Origin of the sequence: Neorhodopirellula pilleata (assembly GCF_007859915.1) — a bacterium.
GTDB lineage: Bacteria > Planctomycetota > Planctomycetia > Pirellulales > Pirellulaceae > Rhodopirellula > Rhodopirellula pilleata.
On record NZ_SJPM01000010.1, the window covers coordinates 204,376 to 222,345 of the forward strand.

Consider the following 17,970-nt stretch of genomic DNA (forward strand, 5'->3'; position numbering starts at 1 on the left):
CGAGCGGAAAGGCGAGGCGGTCAACGGTTCAGCCGGTCCGGATTGTCGCACGAATTCAATTCGCCTACCGTCGCCAGACCTGGTATAATTCAACGCTCCTTCCCCGACCGCGTCATCGATTTCCCACCTCTTACGCGGTCTGACTACCACCTTCCTGAAATTCATGAAGATCATGTTCCGAATCCTTTCGGCGGGTTTCATTGTTGGCACATGCGTCATTTGGCTCGCTTCGTTTGCTAACGCGGTCACTCCTGAAAACGTTCGAACCGACGCCCAAGCCAGTCCCGCTTCGCCCTCGGTTTCCATTCCTGCATCTTCGATGGCGTTCGTTCGCGCAAACTGCATGGACTGCCATGACGGCGACTCTGGGGAAGGTGACTTTGACGTCAATGCTTTGCCGGGCGATTTGTCAGACGCGGAGAGTATCGAGCAGTGGGTGCGGGTTTTTGACCGAGTACAGAACGGCGAAATGCCTCCGCCCGAAGACGCCGTCGTGGACGCCAAAGAGCTTCAAAAGTTTTTGCCGCCGACAAGCCAAGCGATCAATCAAGCCGAACGTTTGGCAAGGTCTCAAGACGGTCGTGTGCAAGGTCGTCGCTTAACGAACCAACAATTGCAAAACACACTCAATGATCTTCTAAGCATTGACGTGCCGTTGGCATCTTTGATGCCTGCCGAACAACGCACCCATGGCTTTGTTCATTTGGCCGAAGCGCAAGCGATGTCCCACTTTCAACTGCAATCCCACTTGCGAGTGGTCGACGCCGCGTTGGACGCCGCCTTCGACCGGGCGATGTTGCCCGACCAAGATTGGTCGATCGATTACGGCCCGGAAAAGATCGCCAACAAACGCCCCAAACAACGCAACCGTGACCCGGAAATGCGAGACGGGTTGGCGGTGGTGTGGAGCCACGGTCTGATTTTCTACGGAAGGATCAGTAACAGCGAAGTGGACCAATCGGGCTGGTACGACATCGAAGTCACCGCTTCGGCGGTTAAGTCGCCCAAGGATCATGGTGTGTGGTGCAGCGTCCGCAGCGGCGAGTGCAGTTCGGGCGCCCCGCTGATGACCTGGATCGGCGGTTTCGAGGCAACCAAAGAGCCGAAGACGATGAAGTATCGAGCCTGGATTCCTGAAAACCACATGCTCGAGATTCGTCCGTCCGACGTGACCTTGGCCAAAGCACGAACGGAGGGCGGGCAAGTTGGTTTCGGTGAGTGCGAAAATCAAGATGTGCCCGGGGTGGCGATGCATTCACTCAAGATGACCCGAGTGTTTCCCGGCGGCGATGTGGCGACGGTCCGAAAACGTTTGTTCGGTGGCGCATCGATGCAATGGGACAAAAACACGAAACGCTCCTATCCCAACCTGGACGATGTGGACGACGAGGCGGCCGCCATCGCATTGCAGAGCCAACTGTCGCAGTTTGCCCAGTACGCATTTCGACGTCCGACGTCGCCTGACCTGCTGCAACCCTACGTGGAGTTCGCGGTCGATTTGTATCGTAACTTACGTGGCAACGACGACACCGACGCGCAAGACAAGACGCCACGTGGGCAAGCCTACTACGAAGCCCTGCGATCGGGTTACCGCGCGATTTTATGTTCGCCACGTTTCCTGTACTTGACCGAGCCCTCCGGTGCGGATGGTCGATTGGATGACTGGGCGATCGCTTCGCGGCTGAGTTACTTGATCACGAACACGATGCCGGACAAGGCGTTGTTAGTGGCGGCCCGGCAAGGGTCACTGGACGATCCCGCCGAACTGCGTCGCCAAACGACACGATTGCTCGCCACCCCCGACGGCCAACAGTTCGTCGCGAACTTCGCCGCACACTGGCTCGATCTGATCGACATTGATTTCACCGAACCGGACCGACGACTTTTCAAAGATTTTGATGTCGGCGTGCAGGACGCCATGCTCCAGGAGACCCACCGATTTCTTAACAAGTTGCTCGCCGAGAATCGGCCGGTCAGCGAGATGATCAACGCCGACTACACGTTTATGAACAGCCGCTTGGCTCGGTACTATGACATCGGTGATGAACTCAGTGGCGTTTCGGCGAATCAACTCGATGACCAGATGCGATTGGTCAAGTTGAAGAAAGACGCCCAACGTGGTGGCTTGTTGACTCACGGATCGATCTTGAAAGTCACCGCCAACGGCAACGATACCTCGCCCGTCCTGCGAGGTATTTGGGTTTGCGAGCGAATTCTAGGGATGGAAATTCCGGCGCCTCCCGCGAACGTGCCTGCCGTTGAACCAGACATTCGCGGGGCCACGACGATTCGGGAATTGCTCGCCAAACACGAAGCCGACCCGTCGTGCGCTTCGTGCCACAAAAGTTTCGATCCACCAGGCTTTGCACTGGAGAATTTCGACGCGGGCGGTAAGTGGCGACAACAATACCAACAACTCGTTGCGGGCAAATACAAACGCGGTGGCAAGGTCGATCCGAGCTACACGATGGTCGACGGACGCGAATTCGAAACCTTTGATGAGTTCCGCGATTTAATCGCCGGCGACCCCGCGATCCTTGCTCGCAACTTGGCCTCGCAGTTGCTGGTTTACTCGAGTGGGGCCACCATCAGTTTCTCCGACCGTGCCATTCTCGACAAAATGGTGGCTCAAACTCGCAAAGACCAACACGGCTTCCGTTCGATCCTAGATCAAGTCATCGCCAGCGATGGTTTCTTAAAGAAATAGTCTTCTATCATGAACATCGAAAATACTCTCTTCAATTTCCGACAAAAACTTCACCGCCGAACCGTGCTTCGTGGCGGCGGGGTGGCGATGAGTTTGCCGTGGTTATCGGCGATGCGACCATCGTTTGCCGCCGAGCCGGCCTCAACCAATGATCCACAAAACCCCCGACGTTTTGTCGCGGTCACGATGGGACTCGGACTCGTTAGCGAAAACTGGATGCCCGAGGGCGAAGGCAAACAGTACAAGCCGTCGTTGTACCTGAAGTCGCTCGAAGACTTGCGGGATCGGTTGACGATCGCTTCAGGTGCGTCGCACCCCGGCGTGACCGGCGGCCACCGCGCCGAAGCTAGTATCTTGACCGGCACCGCGATGGGAACGAGCGGGCGGGCGGTCAATTCGATTTCGATCGATCAGTACCTTGCCAAACACCTCGGCGATGCGACGCGGTTTCCTTCGCTCGTGCTGAGCACCGGTGGCAGCACGAGTCCTTGCTACACCGAAAGCGGCGCCATGATTCCGCCGATTACCTCAGCTTCGCAACTGTTCGCGGAGCTGTTCATCGACGATTCACCGCGAGAACGCGAGAGACAAGCCGCGCGTGTCCGCCAAGGCCGCTCGATCATGGACTTGGTGGGCGACGACGCCAAATCATTGCAACGCACCCTCGGCAGTGGCGATCGCGATCGCCTCGACGCTTACTTCACCAGCGTTCGGCAACTCGAGCAACGGATGGAGCAATCCGAAAAGTGGGCCAAGATGGCCAAGCCGAAAGTGGAAGCGAAACAGCCCGTCGACATCAAGAACCCCAACGACCTAGTCGGTCGATTCAAGACGATGTGTGACGTGATGCAACTCGCGCTGGAAACCGATTCGACGCGGTTCATCACCTTGCATTTGCCCGGTGGCGGCGGTGTGGTGCCGATCGAAGGCGTCGAGGAGGGCTACCATTCGCTGAGCCATCACGGCCGCGATGAAACCAAACTCGAACAACTCGCGATCGTCGAAGAAGCCGTCGTGGCCCAGTGGGGCAGCTTCCTTCGCAACCTCAACGGCTACGAAGACGCTCGAGGCAATTTACTCGATCAAACGACATCGCTGCTGACCAGCAACCTGGGCAACGCGTCCAATCACAGCAACAAAAACATGCCGGTCCTGATCGGCGGCGGTGGTTTCCGTCACGGCGGACATTTGGCCTTCAGTCAAAAAGAAAACTATCCGCTGACGAATTTCTTCGTGTCCTTGGCTCAACAATTCGGCATGGAAGTGGACCAGTTCTCCACCGGCACCAGCACGATGGACGGCCTGCCGATTGCGAGTTAGGCGATTAGCGATTGGCTGTTGTCTAACAGCCGATTTGCCATATGGTTCTCGCCCTGCCTGTTGTTCATCTCCTGTAGGCTGGGTCGCAGCCGCTTCGGCGGAGACCCGGCAGGCGTATGTTTCAACCGGCTTTTTCCCATCGCAATGCCGGGTGTTCGTCGCAAAGCCTCCTCCACCCAGCCTACGGTTGCCGTCGGCGATATTGGGCTCGCTGCTCGGCGTAATCATGAGGCGTGGGCAATGATTCCGATTCGGGACGTTCCGATTCCATCAACCGTTCCAAAAAGGGACGGCACCATCCGCATTGATGTAGGCTGGGTCGCAGCCGCTTCGGCGGAGACCCGGCAGGCGAATGTTTCAACTGGCTTTTCCCGATCGCCATGCCGGGTGTTCGTCGCAAAGCCTCCTCCACCCAGCCTACGGTTGCCGTCGGCGATATTGGGCTCGCTGCTCGGCGTAATCATGAGGCGTGGGCAATGATTCCGATTCGGGACATTCCGATTCCATCAACCGTTCCAAAAAGGGACGGCACCATCCGCATTGATGTAGGCTGGGTCGCAGCCGCTTCGGCGGAGACCCGGCAGGCGTATGTTTCAACCGGCTTTTTCCCATCGCAATGCCGGGTGTTCGTCGCAAAGCCTCCTCCACCCAGCCTACGGTTGCCGTCGGCGATATTGGGCTCGCTGCTCGGCGTAATCATGCGGGGCGGGCAATGATTCCGATTCGGGACGTTCCGATTCCATCAACCGTTCCAAAAAGGGGCGGCACCATCCGCAACCGGTACCCGCCCCGTAGCAGTTCGACAATTCACTGGCGCGTCGAGGTTGTTCGACGCGGATGAACTGGATCACCTTTCGACGCGACACGTGAAAGCACAGGCATACATCATCGTCGTCGTTCATGGTGAACCTTACATTGGCGGCGAACCTATCGTTGCACGCGAGCGTTGCCTTTCCAGATGCTCCAAACTTGATCCTCGTCGGCCGGTTGGCCGTAATCGGTATTGAGCGTCGCGGTCAATGCTCCCGTCGCCCATCCGAACTGCGAACACTTCTCGGCGTCCCAACCCTTGAGGACGCCGTAGAGCAATCCGCCGACGAATCCATCGCCACCACCGATACGATCATAGACACCGATCTGTCGCGGCTCGATGACCGTATACTCGCTGCCGTGCGAAACGATCGCGCCCCACATGTGTGAGTTGGCGCTCTCGACTTCACGCAGCGTCGTTGCGAACAAAGTCGCACCGGAGTACTGTTCTTTGACGCGATTGATCATGCCTTTGAAACCGTCGATCTTCGCGCCGATGCCTTTGCCGCCCGCCTCAGGGCCTTCGATGTCCAAGCACAATTGAAAATCTTCTTCGTTGCCGATCAAGATATCCGACAAGCTGGCGATTTCTTTAAACTGGGCCGACAACAATTCCTCACGGCCTTTCCAAAAGGACGCCCGGTGGTTCAGGTCGAATGAAATTCGAGCTCCGTTCTTCTTGGCAACCCGAGCGATCTCCAAGCAGAATTCACTGGTCTCTTCCGACAACGCGGCGATCAAACCGGACATGTGAACGATCTTGGCACCTTCGTCACCAAAGATACGTTGCAAGTCAAAATCTTTGACGTTGAGTTTGCGGCCCACTTCGCCGGCACGGTCGTTTTGAACACGGGGCCCACGTGAACCCCAACCACTATCGGCCATATTGATCTGGTGCCGCACACCCCACGGGGTGTCTTGCTCGAACTCAGGGCCTTCGTAATCCATGTGTCGACGGGCTAGGTCGTCTTTGATGAACCGAGCAACCGGGCTGTCTTTGACGAACGCGGTCAGGATTTTGACCGGCAATCCCAAGAACGACGAAATGCTGCCGACGTTCGATTCGGCACTCGTGCCCTGCATCTTGAACGTGTCGCTGCAATGAAACGGTTGGTGATCGACCGGCGTCAAGCGGACGCCCATGCTGGTCGGGATGATGAGGGAATACTTAGCGTCGTCGCGTAACTGGATCATGGTCGGCAGTGGAAAGAGTGGGGAATTGAGAACGAATCGATCAGATGGTCACGGAGGCAAAGCCGCCGTCGATAGCGATGTTTTGTCCGGTGACAAACGAGGACGCTTGGCGACTGGCCAACCAGATCGTCGCACCGGCAAGCTCTTCCGGCTTGCCGAATCGAGCCATCGGCGTATGCCCGATGATCTGGCCGCCCCGGTCGGTGTAGGAACCGTCCTCGTTGAAGAGCAGTTTGCGGTTTTGTTCGGCGGGAAAGAAGCCCGGGCTGATCGCGTTGACCCGGACGCCTGTGGTTGCCCATTCGCGGGCCAACCACAGCGTCAAGTTAATCACGGCGGCCTTGGCGGCGGAGTACGCGACGACGCGGGACAGCGGAATGATGCCGGACATCGAAGCGATGTTGATGATGCTACCGACGCCCTGCTGGATCATCGCAGGCGCAAACACTTGGCTGGGCAGGAGTGCCCCTCCGACGAGGTTCAAGTCGAATACCGTTTGCCAAGCCTCGCGGGGGAGTTGGCAAACATCACTGCCCGGCGGAATCGTCGCGGCGGGATGGTTGCCGCCGGCGGCATTGACCAAGACGGTCGGGGTGCCCGCCCATGCGGTGATTTCGTCGCGGGAGGCTTCGAGCGACTCGCGGCTCAGCCCATCGGCGGCAAAAAACTTCGCTTGGCCGCCGGCCGCTTCAATGGCATCGGCTCGAGCACCGCCGCGTTCGCTGTTTCGACCGACGATGGCGACCTTCGCCCCGGCACTACCGAGCGCCTCGGCCATGTGTCCGCCCAATTCGCCCGTACCGCCGATCACGACGGCAACATCATTTTTAAGATCAAAAAGAGTATTCATAGGCGAATACCATAGTCGGGCGGATGTTCGCCGAAAAGCCGTCTCCGGGTGCTTAGCATCGCGTGAACAATAAGTGATGGATTCTTAACGTGGCGTCGACTTTCAGTCGACGTTTCAGGGTTTGGCGACTGAAAGTCGCCACCACTTAATGTTCACGCGATGCTTACGGAGTCGCAGATTCGCAAACGGTCTGGATGTGATCGAGCACCCGTCGATGGATCGCGTGGATCGTCGGATCGGCCCAGATTTTCCAGTACAAGCGAGGACGTACGTCGATGTCGTACCAAGTCGTGCCGGTCAATCGTGTCCGCCCGTCTGGCAAAGGTTCCAGCACAAATTGACCGCGGCGGCTGACAAAACCGTCGTCCAAATGCGGCGGATGCAATCCGGAAAACGGAGTCCATTCCTCCATCGGCAGGGGCTGGGACTGCACGTCGAAGCCGAGCTTGCCGGATTGCTTGGCAGTGACCGGTTCGTCCCACTGGGTGATCGGCTCGACGAACGCTCCCGTCGTGAATTCGCAATACCGACATGCCCCCACACCGGTGCATTCGATTCGGGCTCGGATCGGCGCGGCGATGCCGGCACGGAAGAACCAGGCCGGTTCGGCGGTGATCTCGGGGAAAGCGACCACTTGTTTCCAAACCTCCGGCGTCGGCGCGTTGACGATCACCGTCGTATCGACCCGGTGCAGTTGGCGGTGATGATCGAGCGGCTCGAGAAGCAACGCGAGCGGCAACAACATCATCGACGCATACAGCCCACGTCGTTCGTCACGGCCGCGCAATCGGGAGGTAACGATCGAACGGCCGAGCAGCCCGCCAAAGAAACTGACCGGCCACAGCAACGGAAACGCCATGAACAAACAAATCGCGCCATCGAGCCCGACACACAACATGGCCGCGTAGGACACAAGATTCATGACCGCGATCAACAAAAACAACAACCCGGCGGAATACTTGTACTGAAGATTGAAGAAACCTCCCGAGGCAGCCCCGGCGAAAAAAGGAGTCGTGAAGAACAGGATCAAGCCGTACTCACGCAGCACCCAAACACTCAGTAATCCCACAACGACTTGGATCAAAACACCGATCCCCAAGGCCGGATAGAACGCCGCCGTCGCCGAAGGCCTCCGCGGCGCGTACGGGTTCTCCCATTCTTCCGATTCATCGTCCCGAACCGGCGCGGGTGGCGCGAATGCCGCTTGCGCGACGTGCCCGTCTCGATCCTCCGGCAAGTCGGACGTGCCGGTCCAAGTCGGCAAGATCGAAAGCACTGTCATCACGAAATAATTCAACAGCGGCACCATCATGAACAATCCACACCATGGGCTACGCCCGGCGTCGGCCGCGCGTCGGATGCTCATCGAAACGGCAATCATCACGAACGGAATCGTGAACAGCAACCACACGATCGCCAACTCAGGCGACGCGTCCAGGAACCCTGCTTTGCTGTTGAGCCAAGGATTCAAGAATTCCCAAGGACTAAAAAGATGACCGGTGAGGAACAGGATGACTGAAAACTCGATCGCATACTTGACCAACGACAAAGCGATTCCCAGCGTGAAGTACTCCGACCGCGTGACGGGGCCGTCAACGACAAACCATCGACATGGATGCAACAAGATGGCATTGGGTTGTTCGCTCATGAGTCCTGCCTATTGATCCACTGAATCGCTTCATCGAACGTCGAGATCTCACCATCGAGTTGAGCCTGACGCAAGTGCGACAACCACTCCCGAAAATGTGGCCCCGGTGTGATGCCACGTTGAATCAAATCATTTCCGGTAACCAGCGGTGGCGGATCGAGTGGCCGGTCGGTCCGTCCGAGTTCGTGTTCGGCTCGGTCGACGCCCGCCTTTGTTTCTGGATCGGCGATCGCCTTGGCGACATTCAGCGTGGTCGAAATGTCGCGATCGATCAGCAGCGGTTGCAAACGCGACCACGGCATCGTTTCGCAATCGACGAGTTGCTCGGCCGTCGACACTGCGGTTTGAATCGCCCGCAGGTGAGCCGTCGATAACTTCCAGTTGTTACCGAGTCGGCGAAGGTCTTCGGTCGCGGCCGCGATGGAATCATGAAGTGTTAACAGCGACGTCGCCATGCCGGTCTCGAACGTTAGTAAGTCCATCCGAGCGTATCGCGTTTGCAATCGTTCCCAATCCATCGTCTCCGCCCCCGGCCAAACGAACCGATGCAAACCAGACGTTACCAACCATTTCAAACCCCGGTGACCGAAATGGTGCGCGACGACGCGTTGCATCTCGGCACCGATCCGTTCACCGCTGACGACTCCGATCGTTCCGGCGTGTTCTTGAATCGCCGCGAGCGTTTGCGGTTGCATCGTTAAGTCCAATGTCGTGACGAACCGCACCGCCCGAAGCATCCGAAGTTTGTCTTCGTCGAACCGGCGGACAGCGTCTCCGATCGTCCGCAAATGTTTCTCTCGCAAGTCTTGCAAACCGCCGACGTAATCCAGGACCTTACCCGCCAAAGGGTCGTAGAACATCCCGTTGATCGTGAAGTCCCGCCGCAGCGCGTCCGCCTGAGCATCGCCGAAGGTAACACTGTCGGGGCGTCGGCCGTCGGAGTAATTTCCGTCGGCCCGAAACGTGGCCACTTCGGTGGGCTCACGCAAAACCGCAGCAGAGCCGGATGAATCGTCTTGCGATCGACGAGGCGGCAGAACACCGATCACGCCGAACGAAGCCCCGAAGGCCAACGTGTTGCGTTTGCCAAAAACTTCCCGAACCGAATCGGGAGTCGCATCGGTCGCCACGTCGAAATCCTTCGGCGTTCGGCCGAGCAACGCGTCACGCACGCAACCGCCCGCCAAAACGGCTACAAAGCCCGATCGGCGCAGTTGCTCGATGATACGGACCGCTTCCCGGGCAGGCGGTGAAGCCAGCGTCGAATCAGGCAGCGTGATCGATGAGTCCGACAACTTAATCCCAGCTTAAACAGAAGTCCGGTGCGTACGATGGTGGGTTACGTTAGGATGGAGTTTAGCACAAACGGCCTTTCACCCCACCCAAGATCGACCAGCGATCCCACACTACGAGACCATGCGATGGGGAACCAATCCAGCGACACTCGATTCGGCGATCCTGATCCTATGAACGCGGATTTCACCGACGCTCAATTGATCGCTTTCTTGGACGAGGAACTCGCTCCTGAACTGTCCTCTCGGCTCGAAGCGGCGCTGCGGGAACAGCCTGCCTTGCAGCAGCGTTTGACGATTTTGCGAGGCCAGAACCTAGCTGGCTTGCACACGATCGGTGCGATTTGGCGTCGACAGCGATTGAGTTGCCCGGACCGAACTCAGTTGACGAAGTTTCTATCAGGACAATTGTCACCGTCCGAGGCGGACTACATTCGATTTCACTTAGGCGAAATCCATTGTCGGGTTTGTAACGCGAACCTGGATGATCTGAAGCAATCGCAAAGCGATACTCATGATTCGCGAATCCGACGCGGACGCTTGTTCGAGAGCAGCGCCGGACACTTGCGCAAACGCTAGTGGTCTGTTACAGCTAAAAATCAGGTTTGGCTGTAGTGGATCTTGTTAAAGATCCGACCGCTACAGGATCTTTAACAAGATCCACTACCCTAACTTTTAGCTGTCCCAGACGACTAGGTCATTCTTTCGCCTGGCAGCCGCGACCTGATTCACAGACTCACAAACGCTGCATGTACCAACTGGACGGTATATAAGAATCTGACCGCTAGATTGATTGAGGCCCTTGCTGATCAAGCCGGGTGAACAATTCACTCAAATCGACCTTCCATTTGGGTAACACGTCTTGGCCATCCAAGGTCCCTTCTTCATCGACGATCACGACATGGTTGGACGAACTGTAAACCGCAACAGTTCGACTTCGTGGATCCACCATCCAGACCAACTCAACGCCGGCCTGAAAGTACTCACGTCGTTTTCGTGACATCTCCGCGCGAGTATTGCTGATGCTGAGCACCTCGATCGCAAAATTCGGAACAAGATCGGGAATCGGCTGCTGTGGTAGGCGACCACCTGGCAATCGCGACCAGTTCACGAATGCGACATCCGGGCCGCGGACCGTGTCGCCAAAGAGCCGAGTCATCCCATCAGCCCCCGTCGCGACACCGAGTGGTTCTTTATCCAGATAGTTGTTCAACCACTGCAACAAAACCCCCGCCAACATCGACTCTTGCCACCCCATTGCTTTCTCCACCAAAGTATTGTCGACGAGTTCATACAGTTTGCCCTCGGTTTCCCGCAAATGGTTGACGTCGTCGATCGTGGCCTGCCCAGGTGGCGGGTTGTTTCGGATCCGCTCAAGCGGCACATTTCCAAGGTCGACGAGCCGGTCGGCCAACGACAGGGCAATCGCAGAATTCATCGAGACCTCTGATGGAAAATGACTGATGGATGCAGGGTGGTTTATTCTAGCCTGACTCCAAGTATCCTGCGACTCATTCTTCGAGGACGAAGATGACGACGCGATTTTGAACCAGCCCGAGAGGAATGGTTCAAGCCTTCTCAGCTTCGATCCGATAAAAGAGAAATGTTTCGCTCCGTCGTCAACCGAATCGACTCCGAATTGACGGAGACAAAGCGGCCCGGTGAGGTCGTTTTGACCGTCCACGGGTTGCTCGCCGGATGCCGCAGCATGCGAAGTTTGGCCGATGCGGCGCGGCAAGAAGGTTATTCGGTGATGGATTGGGGATACCCCAGTTTGCGAGGGTCAATCCTGCATCACGCGGCGGGATTGAGCCGCATGTTGTGCGACTTAGCCAAACGTGACGGCGTGAAACAGATCCACTTGGTGACCCATTCGATGGGTGGCGTGATCGCCCGGGCGGCCATCTTGCAATCACGTCTCGAAAACCGCTGGGCCGATAAATGCGGCCGCATCGTGATGCTCGCACCTCCCAATTCAGGGTCGAGGTTGACGCGTCTTCCCTTGGGGCCATTCGCCTCCTGGTTCCCGCAACTCAAGGAACTTTCCGAGGCGCCCGATAGTTTCGTTTGTCGTCTCCCCAACCTTCGCCGGATGAAAGTCGGTGTGATCGCTGCTCAGCACGATTTTGTCGTCGATGAACTTTCCACGCATCTGGTTGGTCAACGCGATCACGCGACGGTTCGAACGTCGCACCAGCGTTTAACCCGCCACCCCGATGCGATTGAAATGACGATCGAGTTTCTCAATACAACCTGCTTGAGACCAGCGGCCACGACCGTCGCCTTTGAGACCGATCACATCGACACCGTTTCCGACGCTCACCGTCGGCGGGTCCATTCCGCAGCCGCGTAACGTTGACGGACGATCGTTTCGGCGGACTCATTTTCAGCATCGCTTAAAACGCCCGCTTCGAACTTGATTCCGAGTTCGCGTTCCAAGCAATCGGTAACGTCCGCCGCGAACGTCTCGATACCCAAGTCGACGTTGGTCAACTCTCGGATGCCAGGCAAGACGTCCGCCCAAGGGGAGACGCTTAACAACAAGCTACCGTGTTGCAAAATGCCACCACGCAGGCGTCTTTGGGCACTTCCAAGAATCTTGTAACCGTGGCAAATCAAGTCTTCGCTCGTGCGACGTTGAAAGCACAAAAACCTCTCGTCGCTTTTCTTTCGCAATCCAACCGGCCGATCACTTGAAACGCGATCGTTTGACGCATCGTTCACTTGATCGAATTCACGAAAAGGACGAGCCACTACGCCAGATTGCGAGAGTGAATCGCGAATGCTCTGGTGAACCGATTGGTAAACGGTCTCTCGGGCTCCGGGATCGTTGTCAGCCAATGGCAAGGACAGCGAGTAAGTCCATTCGCGATGATGTAAGATCGCTCCACCGCCCGTGCCCCGGCGGACAAGGTCGACCGAGTCGTTTGCGGTCTCAAAACTCGGCAACGATTTCAAGTAGGCTTCCGCTTCGGCGAACCGTTGGAAATACCCCAACGATAAGGTTGGTTTCCGCCAGCCGTAAAAACGCAACGTCGGACCTTGTTCGCCGGCAGCAACCGATAACGAGATCGCTTCATCGATCGACATGTTCGACGCCGCATCGAATGATTCGAACGCCAGCAATCGTCCTTGCATCATTGGCCCGAATCGGACGCCGAGGAATCCGATGATGAATCCGTCCAACGTAAGATCGGATGCCGGGCGGCCGACACATCATCGGGGCGACTGATTCGGGTCGTGTGAGGGGCATCGTGGACGAACTCACCGGATTCGTCGGTGATCCGGAACAAGGCTTCGGCGAACGCGTCGAGCGTTTGCTTACTTTCCGTTTCGGTCGGCTCGACCATCACGGCTTCGTCGACGACGAGCGGGAAGTAAACCGTCGGGGCGTGGAAACCATAGTCCAAAATCCGCTTGGCCAAATCCATCGCCGACATCTTCTTCTCTTTCTTCAAACGCGTGGCCGACGCGACGAATTCGTGCATGCATCGCTCGCCGTGGGGAACGTCGAGAAAATGTTTCACTTTACTGAGCAAATAGTTCGCGCTCAAGACAGCGTCCTCACTGACCCGTCGCAGCCCGTCGCCGTAAGTCCGCAGATAGATGTACGCTCGGATCAAGACGCCCGTGTTGCCAAAGAAACTCCGCACCCGCGCGATCGAATCTTCCGAAGGCGACTCGAGATGATAGATGTACGAACCCGAATCCTTTTCATCGGTCGCTCGGGTCACGATCGGACCAGGCAAGAACTTCGACAAGAAATCTCGCACGCAAATCGGCCCCGCCCCAGGTCCGCCGCCTCCGTGCGGTCCGGAGAACGTCTTGTGCGGATTGTAGTGCATCAGGTCGGCACCAAAATCGCCCGGCCGGGTGATTCCCAAGATCGCATTCATGTTCGCACCGTCGAGATAGATCAATGCGCCGGCGTCGTGGACTAATCGATTGATCTCTTCGATTTGCGAATCGAATAACCCCAACGTATTGGGATTGGTGAGCATGAACACGGCGGTGTTGTCATCAAGCTTCGCCCGCAGATCTTCCAGATCCACCATACCGTTGCCGTTGGACTTGACCGTCTTGGTTTGAAAGCCCGCCATTTGGGCACTTGCGGGATTGGTGCCGTGGGCGGAGTCCGCCGTCAAGACGACCTTGCGATCGCTGCCGATCGATTGGAAGTATTTGGCCGCGACGAGTAACGCGGTCAATTCACCATGGGCACCGGCGGCGGGTTGCAGCGAGACACCCGGCAAACCACTGATCTCGGCGAGCATCGTTTGCAAGTCGAACATCATTTCCAATAGTCCTTGGATCTGAGATTCGTCCTGCATCGGATGAACGTCGACCAACCCCGGCAACGACGCAATGCGTTCGTTACGTTTGGGGTTGTATTTCATCGTGCATGATCCGAGCGGATAGAAATGCGTGTCGACGCTCATGTTCAAGGTGGATAGTCCGACGAAATGCCGCACCACATCCCCTTCGGCCAATTCGGGCAAGGGCGGCGGATCGCTCGCGATCATGTTCCGTGGGAGTGCCGCGACGGCATCTTCCGCACCTGGCACGCCAGGATTGCCAAGACGGTGAGCCCGGCGTCCGGGACGGCTGAGCTCGAATAGTAGTTGCGTGGCTTGTTGGTTTCGCATGGGAGTTGCGGAGGGATTGAAGATTGAAGATTGAAGATTGAAGAGTGAAGAGTGAAGAGTGAAGAGTGAGGAGTGAAGAGTGAAGTACCTGCCTCCATTAGCTGCTGGCTTAGCTTGGCGGCTAATTGCGCGGTGGTTCCTGCATCATTTGTCTCCGCATTCGGTGTTTTTTCAGGCATTTGCAACAAGCCCGACTCGCGAGTTTTGAAGTCGCACTTTCTTCGCAACCCGCTGCGTGAGCGAGGGATAATTGATATTGACTCATCCCTCGCTTACGCTTTTTGAAGTTGCGCTTTCTTCGTAACCCGCTGCGTAAGCGAGGGATTATTGATATTGACTCATCCCTCGCTTACGCTTCGGGTTACGAAAAACCAATGCCACAGGCAAAATCGCAACTTCAAAACGCGCGAGCGAGGGAATTCCTTCCAAATTTTTCAATGCCAGAGACTCTACTCGCTTGCGCGTCGGGCTTGTATGTTTGCGGCGTAGCCGCGTTAGCTAAACGGTTGCCATTTGGGGAGCTTGGCAAAGCGTTTTGGCCCAAAGTTCAATTTCGGCTTCGGAGCGTTTTTCGGTGACCGCGACAAGGAAGCAATCGCGATACTTCGCCGCCAATCCGGTGAGCGAACCTTCGACCTGGGTACCCACAAGCGGGTTCAGGTCGATTCCGGCTAGCACGCCCTGAGTTCGTGCATACGCGAGCAAACCGGCGACATCACCGGCCCGATCACGGACGACGAACTCTTTGATAGCGGGACCGTCACTCACAATTTCGAAACGATCGCTTGCGGTGATTTGCTTTTTCGCATAGGCCGTCTTGGCGATGCAGTGATCCGTTGTTTCTCGCAAACCGTGAGGCCCTAACACGCTTAAGTGAACGGTCGCGCGGAGAGCCAACAAAGTCTGGTTGCTACAGATATTGCTGGTCGCTTTCTCGCGACGAATGTGCTGTTCGCGGGTCTGCAACGTCAAAACCCAGCATCGCTTGCCGCGACGATCGATGGTTTGGCCGGCGATGCGTCCGGGTAAACGACGAACCAGTTCTTCGCGGCACGCCATGATGCCCAAATACGGCCCACCGTAACTCAGCGGGTTGCCCAAGCATTGGCCTTCGGCGATGGCGATGTCGACACCCAAATCACCGGGACGTTTGAGCCGACCGAGACTCACCGGATCAAAGGACTGGATCGTCAACGCACCGGCCGCTTTGGCCGCCGAAGCGATCGCCGCCACGTCTTCGAGTCCGCCGAGGAAGTTCGGATGCTGAATCAACACGCATGCGGTCTGCCCATCGATCGCGTCGACGATGGCCTGTGAACTACCGTTTTCGTCGGACGCGACGACGATGAGTTCGGCGTCGATGTTGACCAAGTATCCGGCGAGAATCTCACGGTATTGCGGATGCACCGTGTCGCTCGTGATGACCTTCGTCCGGCCACGCTGCATCGCCAGCGACATCAACACCGCTTCGGTCGCCGCCGACCCGCCGTCGTACAGACTCGCGTTGCTGACGTTCAGTCCGGTCAACTGCGTGATCAGGGTTTCATACTCGAACATCACCTGCAAGTTGCCCTGGCTGACTTCGGCTTGGTAGGGTGTGTACGAAGTGTAGTACTCACCCCGAGAGGCGATCTCGTCGACGACGGCGGGGATGAAGTGGTCGTACGCGCCGCCGCCGAGGAAGCAAACATGGGACGACGCCGACGCGTTCTTAGCGGCCAATCGGCTCAGTTCCGCCGTCAGTTCCATTTCGCTCACCGCCGGCGGCAGTGCCAGCGGTCGATCCATTTGAACGGACTTGGGAACCTGAGCGTCTAAGATTTCGTCGATGCTTGAGGCACCGATCGATTGCAGCATCGCCGCACGGTCTTCATCGGTATGAAACAAATAGGGCATCGTCTATCCAGCCTCAGAGCATTGTTTTTGGTAAGCGGCGTGATCCATTAACGATTCCGGCAAGCCGCCATCGAGTTTGACTTTGATCACCCAACCGAAGTCGTACGGATCGTCGTTGAGTCCGTCCAAGTTGTCCGGCAAGTCGGTATGAACGGCGACGACTTCGCCCGCGACGGGACTGTACAAGGGACTAACCGCTTTGACCGATTCGACTTCACCGAATTCATCACCGACGGCCAATTTTCGGCCGACTTCGGGCAAGTCCATGTAGACGAGATCGTTGAGTTGCTCGATCGCGAACGCGGAGATACCGATCGTGGCAATCGCATCGCCGCCATCGTCTTGAACATCAACCCATTCGTGAGTTTCGGCGTAGCGCAGTTGGGTGGCATCGCGTGCCATGGGGACCTCCTTAAAGATTAAGAAATATTGCGTTGATAAAACGGAAGCTTGGTCGATCGGGCCTCTGCCGCCCGACCTCGAATGTCGATTTGGAATTGAGCATTTTTGGCGTGACGGGCGTCGACCATCGCCATCACGATCGGCACGCCCAACGTCGGCGAAGGACCACCGCTGGTGACTTGTCCGATTTGGTTTCCGTCTGGGTCGAGGACGAGACAGCCTTCCCGAGCCGGTCGTTTACCTTCGGGAAGCAAACCGATGCGAACTCTCGCTGGGCCGTCTTGTTTGATTTGTCGCAACGCTTCGTCTCCGATGAAACTTCGTCCCTCCAAATTCACCGCAAACCCCAGTCCCGCTGAAAACGGATCGATGCTCTCGTCGAGCTCATGACCGTAAAGCGGCATGGCGGCTTCCATGCGAAGTGTATCGCGAGCCCCCAATCCGGCGGCGGTGAAACCGGCATCGCGTCCGACGAGTAGAACGTTTTCCCAAACCCGATTGGCCTCTTCGGCTCGCACGATCAATTCCAATCCGTCTTCGCCGGTGTAGCCGGTTCGACTGACGATGACTGGCTTTCTAAACTGGTCGGTGATGCGGGCTTGATAGTTTTTCAATCGCGATGGGTCGAAATGAAACAATCGTTTGCAGACGTCAATGGCCATCGGTCCTTGGACCGCGATCATGGCGGTCAATTCCGTCCGATCGGACATCGTCACCATGGGGAAGTCCGCCAGATGTGGTTCCAACCAACGCATGATACGCTGGCGATTGGAGGCGTTGACGACGAGCAGATAAAATTGTTTCTGCGACGGAGTCTCTAAATTAGAAACCAGCACATCGTCGAGCACGCCGCCTTCAGCATTGCAAATCATCGAGTATCGAACGCCCCCGATGGGAAGATCCGTCACCCGTCGAGTCAGCACATGGTCCAAGAAAGCCGCCGCACCTTCACCTTCGAAGCGCAACCGCCCCATGTGCGAAACATCAAAAAGGGCCGCCCGAGTTCGGCAAGTCTGGTGTTCGGCGACGATCCCACCGAGTCGCGAGTTTCCGGCCGAGTCGCTCGGGGCGTACTGGATCGGCATTTCGTAACCGGCGAACGGAACCATTTTGCCGCCGTGGTCTCGGTGCCAAGCGTCCAACGGAGTCTTGGCGAGCGGGGTCGCGAGCGGCGGATCGGAAGGATTCGTCATGAGCAAATTCGC

At 57.1% G+C, this 17,970-nt stretch carries 15 protein-coding genes; 4 read left to right on the top strand and 11 right to left on the bottom strand.

Translation table 11 applies throughout. The features are described 5' to 3' along the window. Positions 1 to 163 precede the first annotated feature (163 nt). Positions 164 to 2,707, top strand: coding sequence for a DUF1592 domain-containing protein (locus Pla100_RS21175; RefSeq protein ID WP_146579899.1), 2,544 nt, complete (start codon positions 164 to 166; stop codon positions 2,705 to 2,707). Positions 2,708 to 2,716: 9 nt separating this feature from the next. Continuing rightward, complete coding sequence (locus tag Pla100_RS21180) at positions 2,717 to 4,027, top strand: DUF1552 domain-containing protein (protein ID WP_146579901.1); 1,311 nt, start codon at positions 2,717 to 2,719, stop codon at positions 4,025 to 4,027. Positions 4,028 to 4,680: 653 nt separating this feature from the next. Here Pla100_RS21180 and Pla100_RS21185 read toward each other — a convergent pair. The 5 genes from Pla100_RS21185 to Pla100_RS21205 form a co-directional block, all read right to left on the bottom strand. Beyond that, entirely contained in the window at positions 4,681 to 4,929 is a 249-nt protein-coding gene (locus tag Pla100_RS21185) for a (2Fe-2S)-binding protein (RefSeq protein WP_146579903.1), read from the bottom strand. A gap of 25 nt (positions 4,930 to 4,954) precedes the next feature. Further along, a complete protein-coding gene (locus tag Pla100_RS21190) occupies positions 4,955 to 6,031 on the bottom strand; it encodes a sugar kinase (RefSeq protein WP_146579905.1) in 1,077 nt (358 codons plus the stop codon). Between the two features lie 40 nt (positions 6,032 to 6,071). Further along, on the bottom strand, positions 6,072 to 6,881 hold the full coding sequence (locus Pla100_RS21195; RefSeq protein WP_146579907.1) for an SDR family oxidoreductase: 810 nt from the start codon (positions 6,879 to 6,881) through the stop codon (positions 6,072 to 6,074). A gap of 163 nt (positions 6,882 to 7,044) precedes the next feature. Continuing rightward, positions 7,045 to 8,529 (bottom strand): DUF805 domain-containing protein, encoded by a 1,485-nt coding sequence (locus Pla100_RS21200; protein ID WP_146579909.1) that lies wholly within the window; start codon positions 8,527 to 8,529, stop codon positions 7,045 to 7,047. Beyond that, positions 8,526 to 9,824, bottom strand: a complete 1,299-nt coding sequence (locus Pla100_RS21205) for a CCA tRNA nucleotidyltransferase (RefSeq protein ID WP_231603307.1) — start codon at positions 9,822 to 9,824, stop codon at positions 8,526 to 8,528. Before Pla100_RS21205 ends, Pla100_RS21200 begins: the two co-directional genes overlap by 4 nt. Positions 9,825 to 9,950: 126 nt before the next feature. Here Pla100_RS21205 and Pla100_RS21210 point away from each other — a divergent pair, with 126 nt between their 5' ends. Beyond that, the gene (locus Pla100_RS21210) at positions 9,951 to 10,400 is read left to right on the top strand and encodes an anti-sigma factor family protein (protein WP_231603308.1); all 450 of its coding nucleotides are present in this window, start codon (positions 9,951 to 9,953) and stop codon (positions 10,398 to 10,400) included. 205 nt (positions 10,401 to 10,605) lie between these two features. Here Pla100_RS21210 and Pla100_RS21215 read toward each other — a convergent pair whose 3' ends face one another. Next, complete coding sequence (locus Pla100_RS21215) at positions 10,606 to 11,259, bottom strand: Uma2 family endonuclease (RefSeq protein ID WP_146579911.1); 654 nt, start codon at positions 11,257 to 11,259, stop codon at positions 10,606 to 10,608. Between the two features lie 165 nt (positions 11,260 to 11,424). Here Pla100_RS21215 and Pla100_RS21220 point away from each other — a divergent pair, with 165 nt between their 5' ends. After that, positions 11,425 to 12,174 (top strand): esterase/lipase family protein, encoded by a 750-nt coding sequence (locus Pla100_RS21220; protein WP_146579913.1) that lies wholly within the window; start codon positions 11,425 to 11,427, stop codon positions 12,172 to 12,174. On the opposite strand, the gene Pla100_RS21225 is transcribed toward Pla100_RS21220, so the two are convergent. The 5 genes from Pla100_RS21225 to gcvT form a co-directional block, all read right to left on the bottom strand. Beyond that, positions 12,141 to 12,962: a lipoate--protein ligase family protein gene (locus Pla100_RS21225; RefSeq protein WP_146580051.1), complete on the bottom strand. Its 822-nt coding sequence runs from the start codon at positions 12,960 to 12,962 to the stop codon at positions 12,141 to 12,143. The genes Pla100_RS21220 and Pla100_RS21225 overlap by 34 nt on opposite strands. After that, positions 12,959 to 14,467, bottom strand: coding sequence for an aminomethyl-transferring glycine dehydrogenase subunit GcvPB (gcvPB, locus tag Pla100_RS21230; protein WP_146579915.1), 1,509 nt, complete (start codon positions 14,465 to 14,467; stop codon positions 12,959 to 12,961). Before gcvPB ends, Pla100_RS21225 begins: the two co-directional genes overlap by 4 nt. 498 nt (positions 14,468 to 14,965) lie before the next feature. After that, positions 14,966 to 16,363: an aminomethyl-transferring glycine dehydrogenase subunit GcvPA gene (gene gcvPA / locus Pla100_RS21235; RefSeq protein ID WP_146579917.1), complete on the bottom strand. Its 1,398-nt coding sequence runs from the start codon at positions 16,361 to 16,363 to the stop codon at positions 14,966 to 14,968. A gap of 3 nt (positions 16,364 to 16,366) precedes the next feature. Then, entirely contained in the window at positions 16,367 to 16,765 is a 399-nt protein-coding gene (gcvH, locus tag Pla100_RS21240) for a glycine cleavage system protein GcvH (protein ID WP_146579919.1), read from the bottom strand. Between the two features lie 17 nt (positions 16,766 to 16,782). Continuing rightward, the gene (gcvT, locus tag Pla100_RS21245) at positions 16,783 to 17,958 is read right to left on the bottom strand and encodes a glycine cleavage system aminomethyltransferase GcvT (RefSeq protein ID WP_146579921.1); all 1,176 of its coding nucleotides are present in this window, start codon (positions 17,956 to 17,958) and stop codon (positions 16,783 to 16,785) included. Between the last annotated feature and the right edge of the window lie 12 nt (positions 17,959 to 17,970).

Coding starts and splice junctions, on each gene's coding strand:
- Pla100_RS21215 (WP_146579911.1), bottom strand. CDS start 11,259: ATGAATTCTGCGATTGCCCTGTCGTTGGCCGACCGGCTCGTCGACCTT.
- Pla100_RS21180 (WP_146579901.1), top strand. CDS start 2,717: ATGAACATCGAAAATACTCTCTTCAATTTCCGACAAAAACTTCACCGC.
- Pla100_RS21175 (WP_146579899.1), top strand. CDS start 164: ATGAAGATCATGTTCCGAATCCTTTCGGCGGGTTTCATTGTTGGCACA.
- Pla100_RS21195 (WP_146579907.1), bottom strand. CDS start 6,881: ATGAATACTCTTTTTGATCTTAAAAATGATGTTGCCGTCGTGATCGGC.
- gcvT (WP_146579921.1), bottom strand. CDS start 17,958: ATGACGAATCCTTCCGATCCGCCGCTCGCGACCCCGCTCGCCAAGACT.
- Pla100_RS21190 (WP_146579905.1), bottom strand. CDS start 6,031: ATGATCCAGTTACGCGACGACGCTAAGTATTCCCTCATCATCCCGACC.
- gcvPA (WP_146579917.1), bottom strand. CDS start 16,363: ATGCCCTATTTGTTTCATACCGATGAAGACCGTGCGGCGATGCTGCAA.
- Pla100_RS21210 (WP_231603308.1), top strand. CDS start 9,951: ATGGGGAACCAATCCAGCGACACTCGATTCGGCGATCCTGATCCTATG.
- Pla100_RS21185 (WP_146579903.1), bottom strand. CDS start 4,929: ATGAACGACGACGATGATGTATGCCTGTGCTTTCACGTGTCGCGTCGA.
- Pla100_RS21200 (WP_146579909.1), bottom strand. CDS start 8,529: ATGAGCGAACAACCCAATGCCATCTTGTTGCATCCATGTCGATGGTTT.
- gcvH (WP_146579919.1), bottom strand. CDS start 16,765: ATGGCACGCGATGCCACCCAACTGCGCTACGCCGAAACTCACGAATGG.
- Pla100_RS21220 (WP_146579913.1), top strand. CDS start 11,425: ATGTTTCGCTCCGTCGTCAACCGAATCGACTCCGAATTGACGGAGACA.
- Pla100_RS21225 (WP_146580051.1), bottom strand. CDS start 12,962: ATGATGCAAGGACGATTGCTGGCGTTCGAATCATTCGATGCGGCGTCG.
- gcvPB (WP_146579915.1), bottom strand. CDS start 14,467: ATGCGAAACCAACAAGCCACGCAACTACTATTCGAGCTCAGCCGTCCC.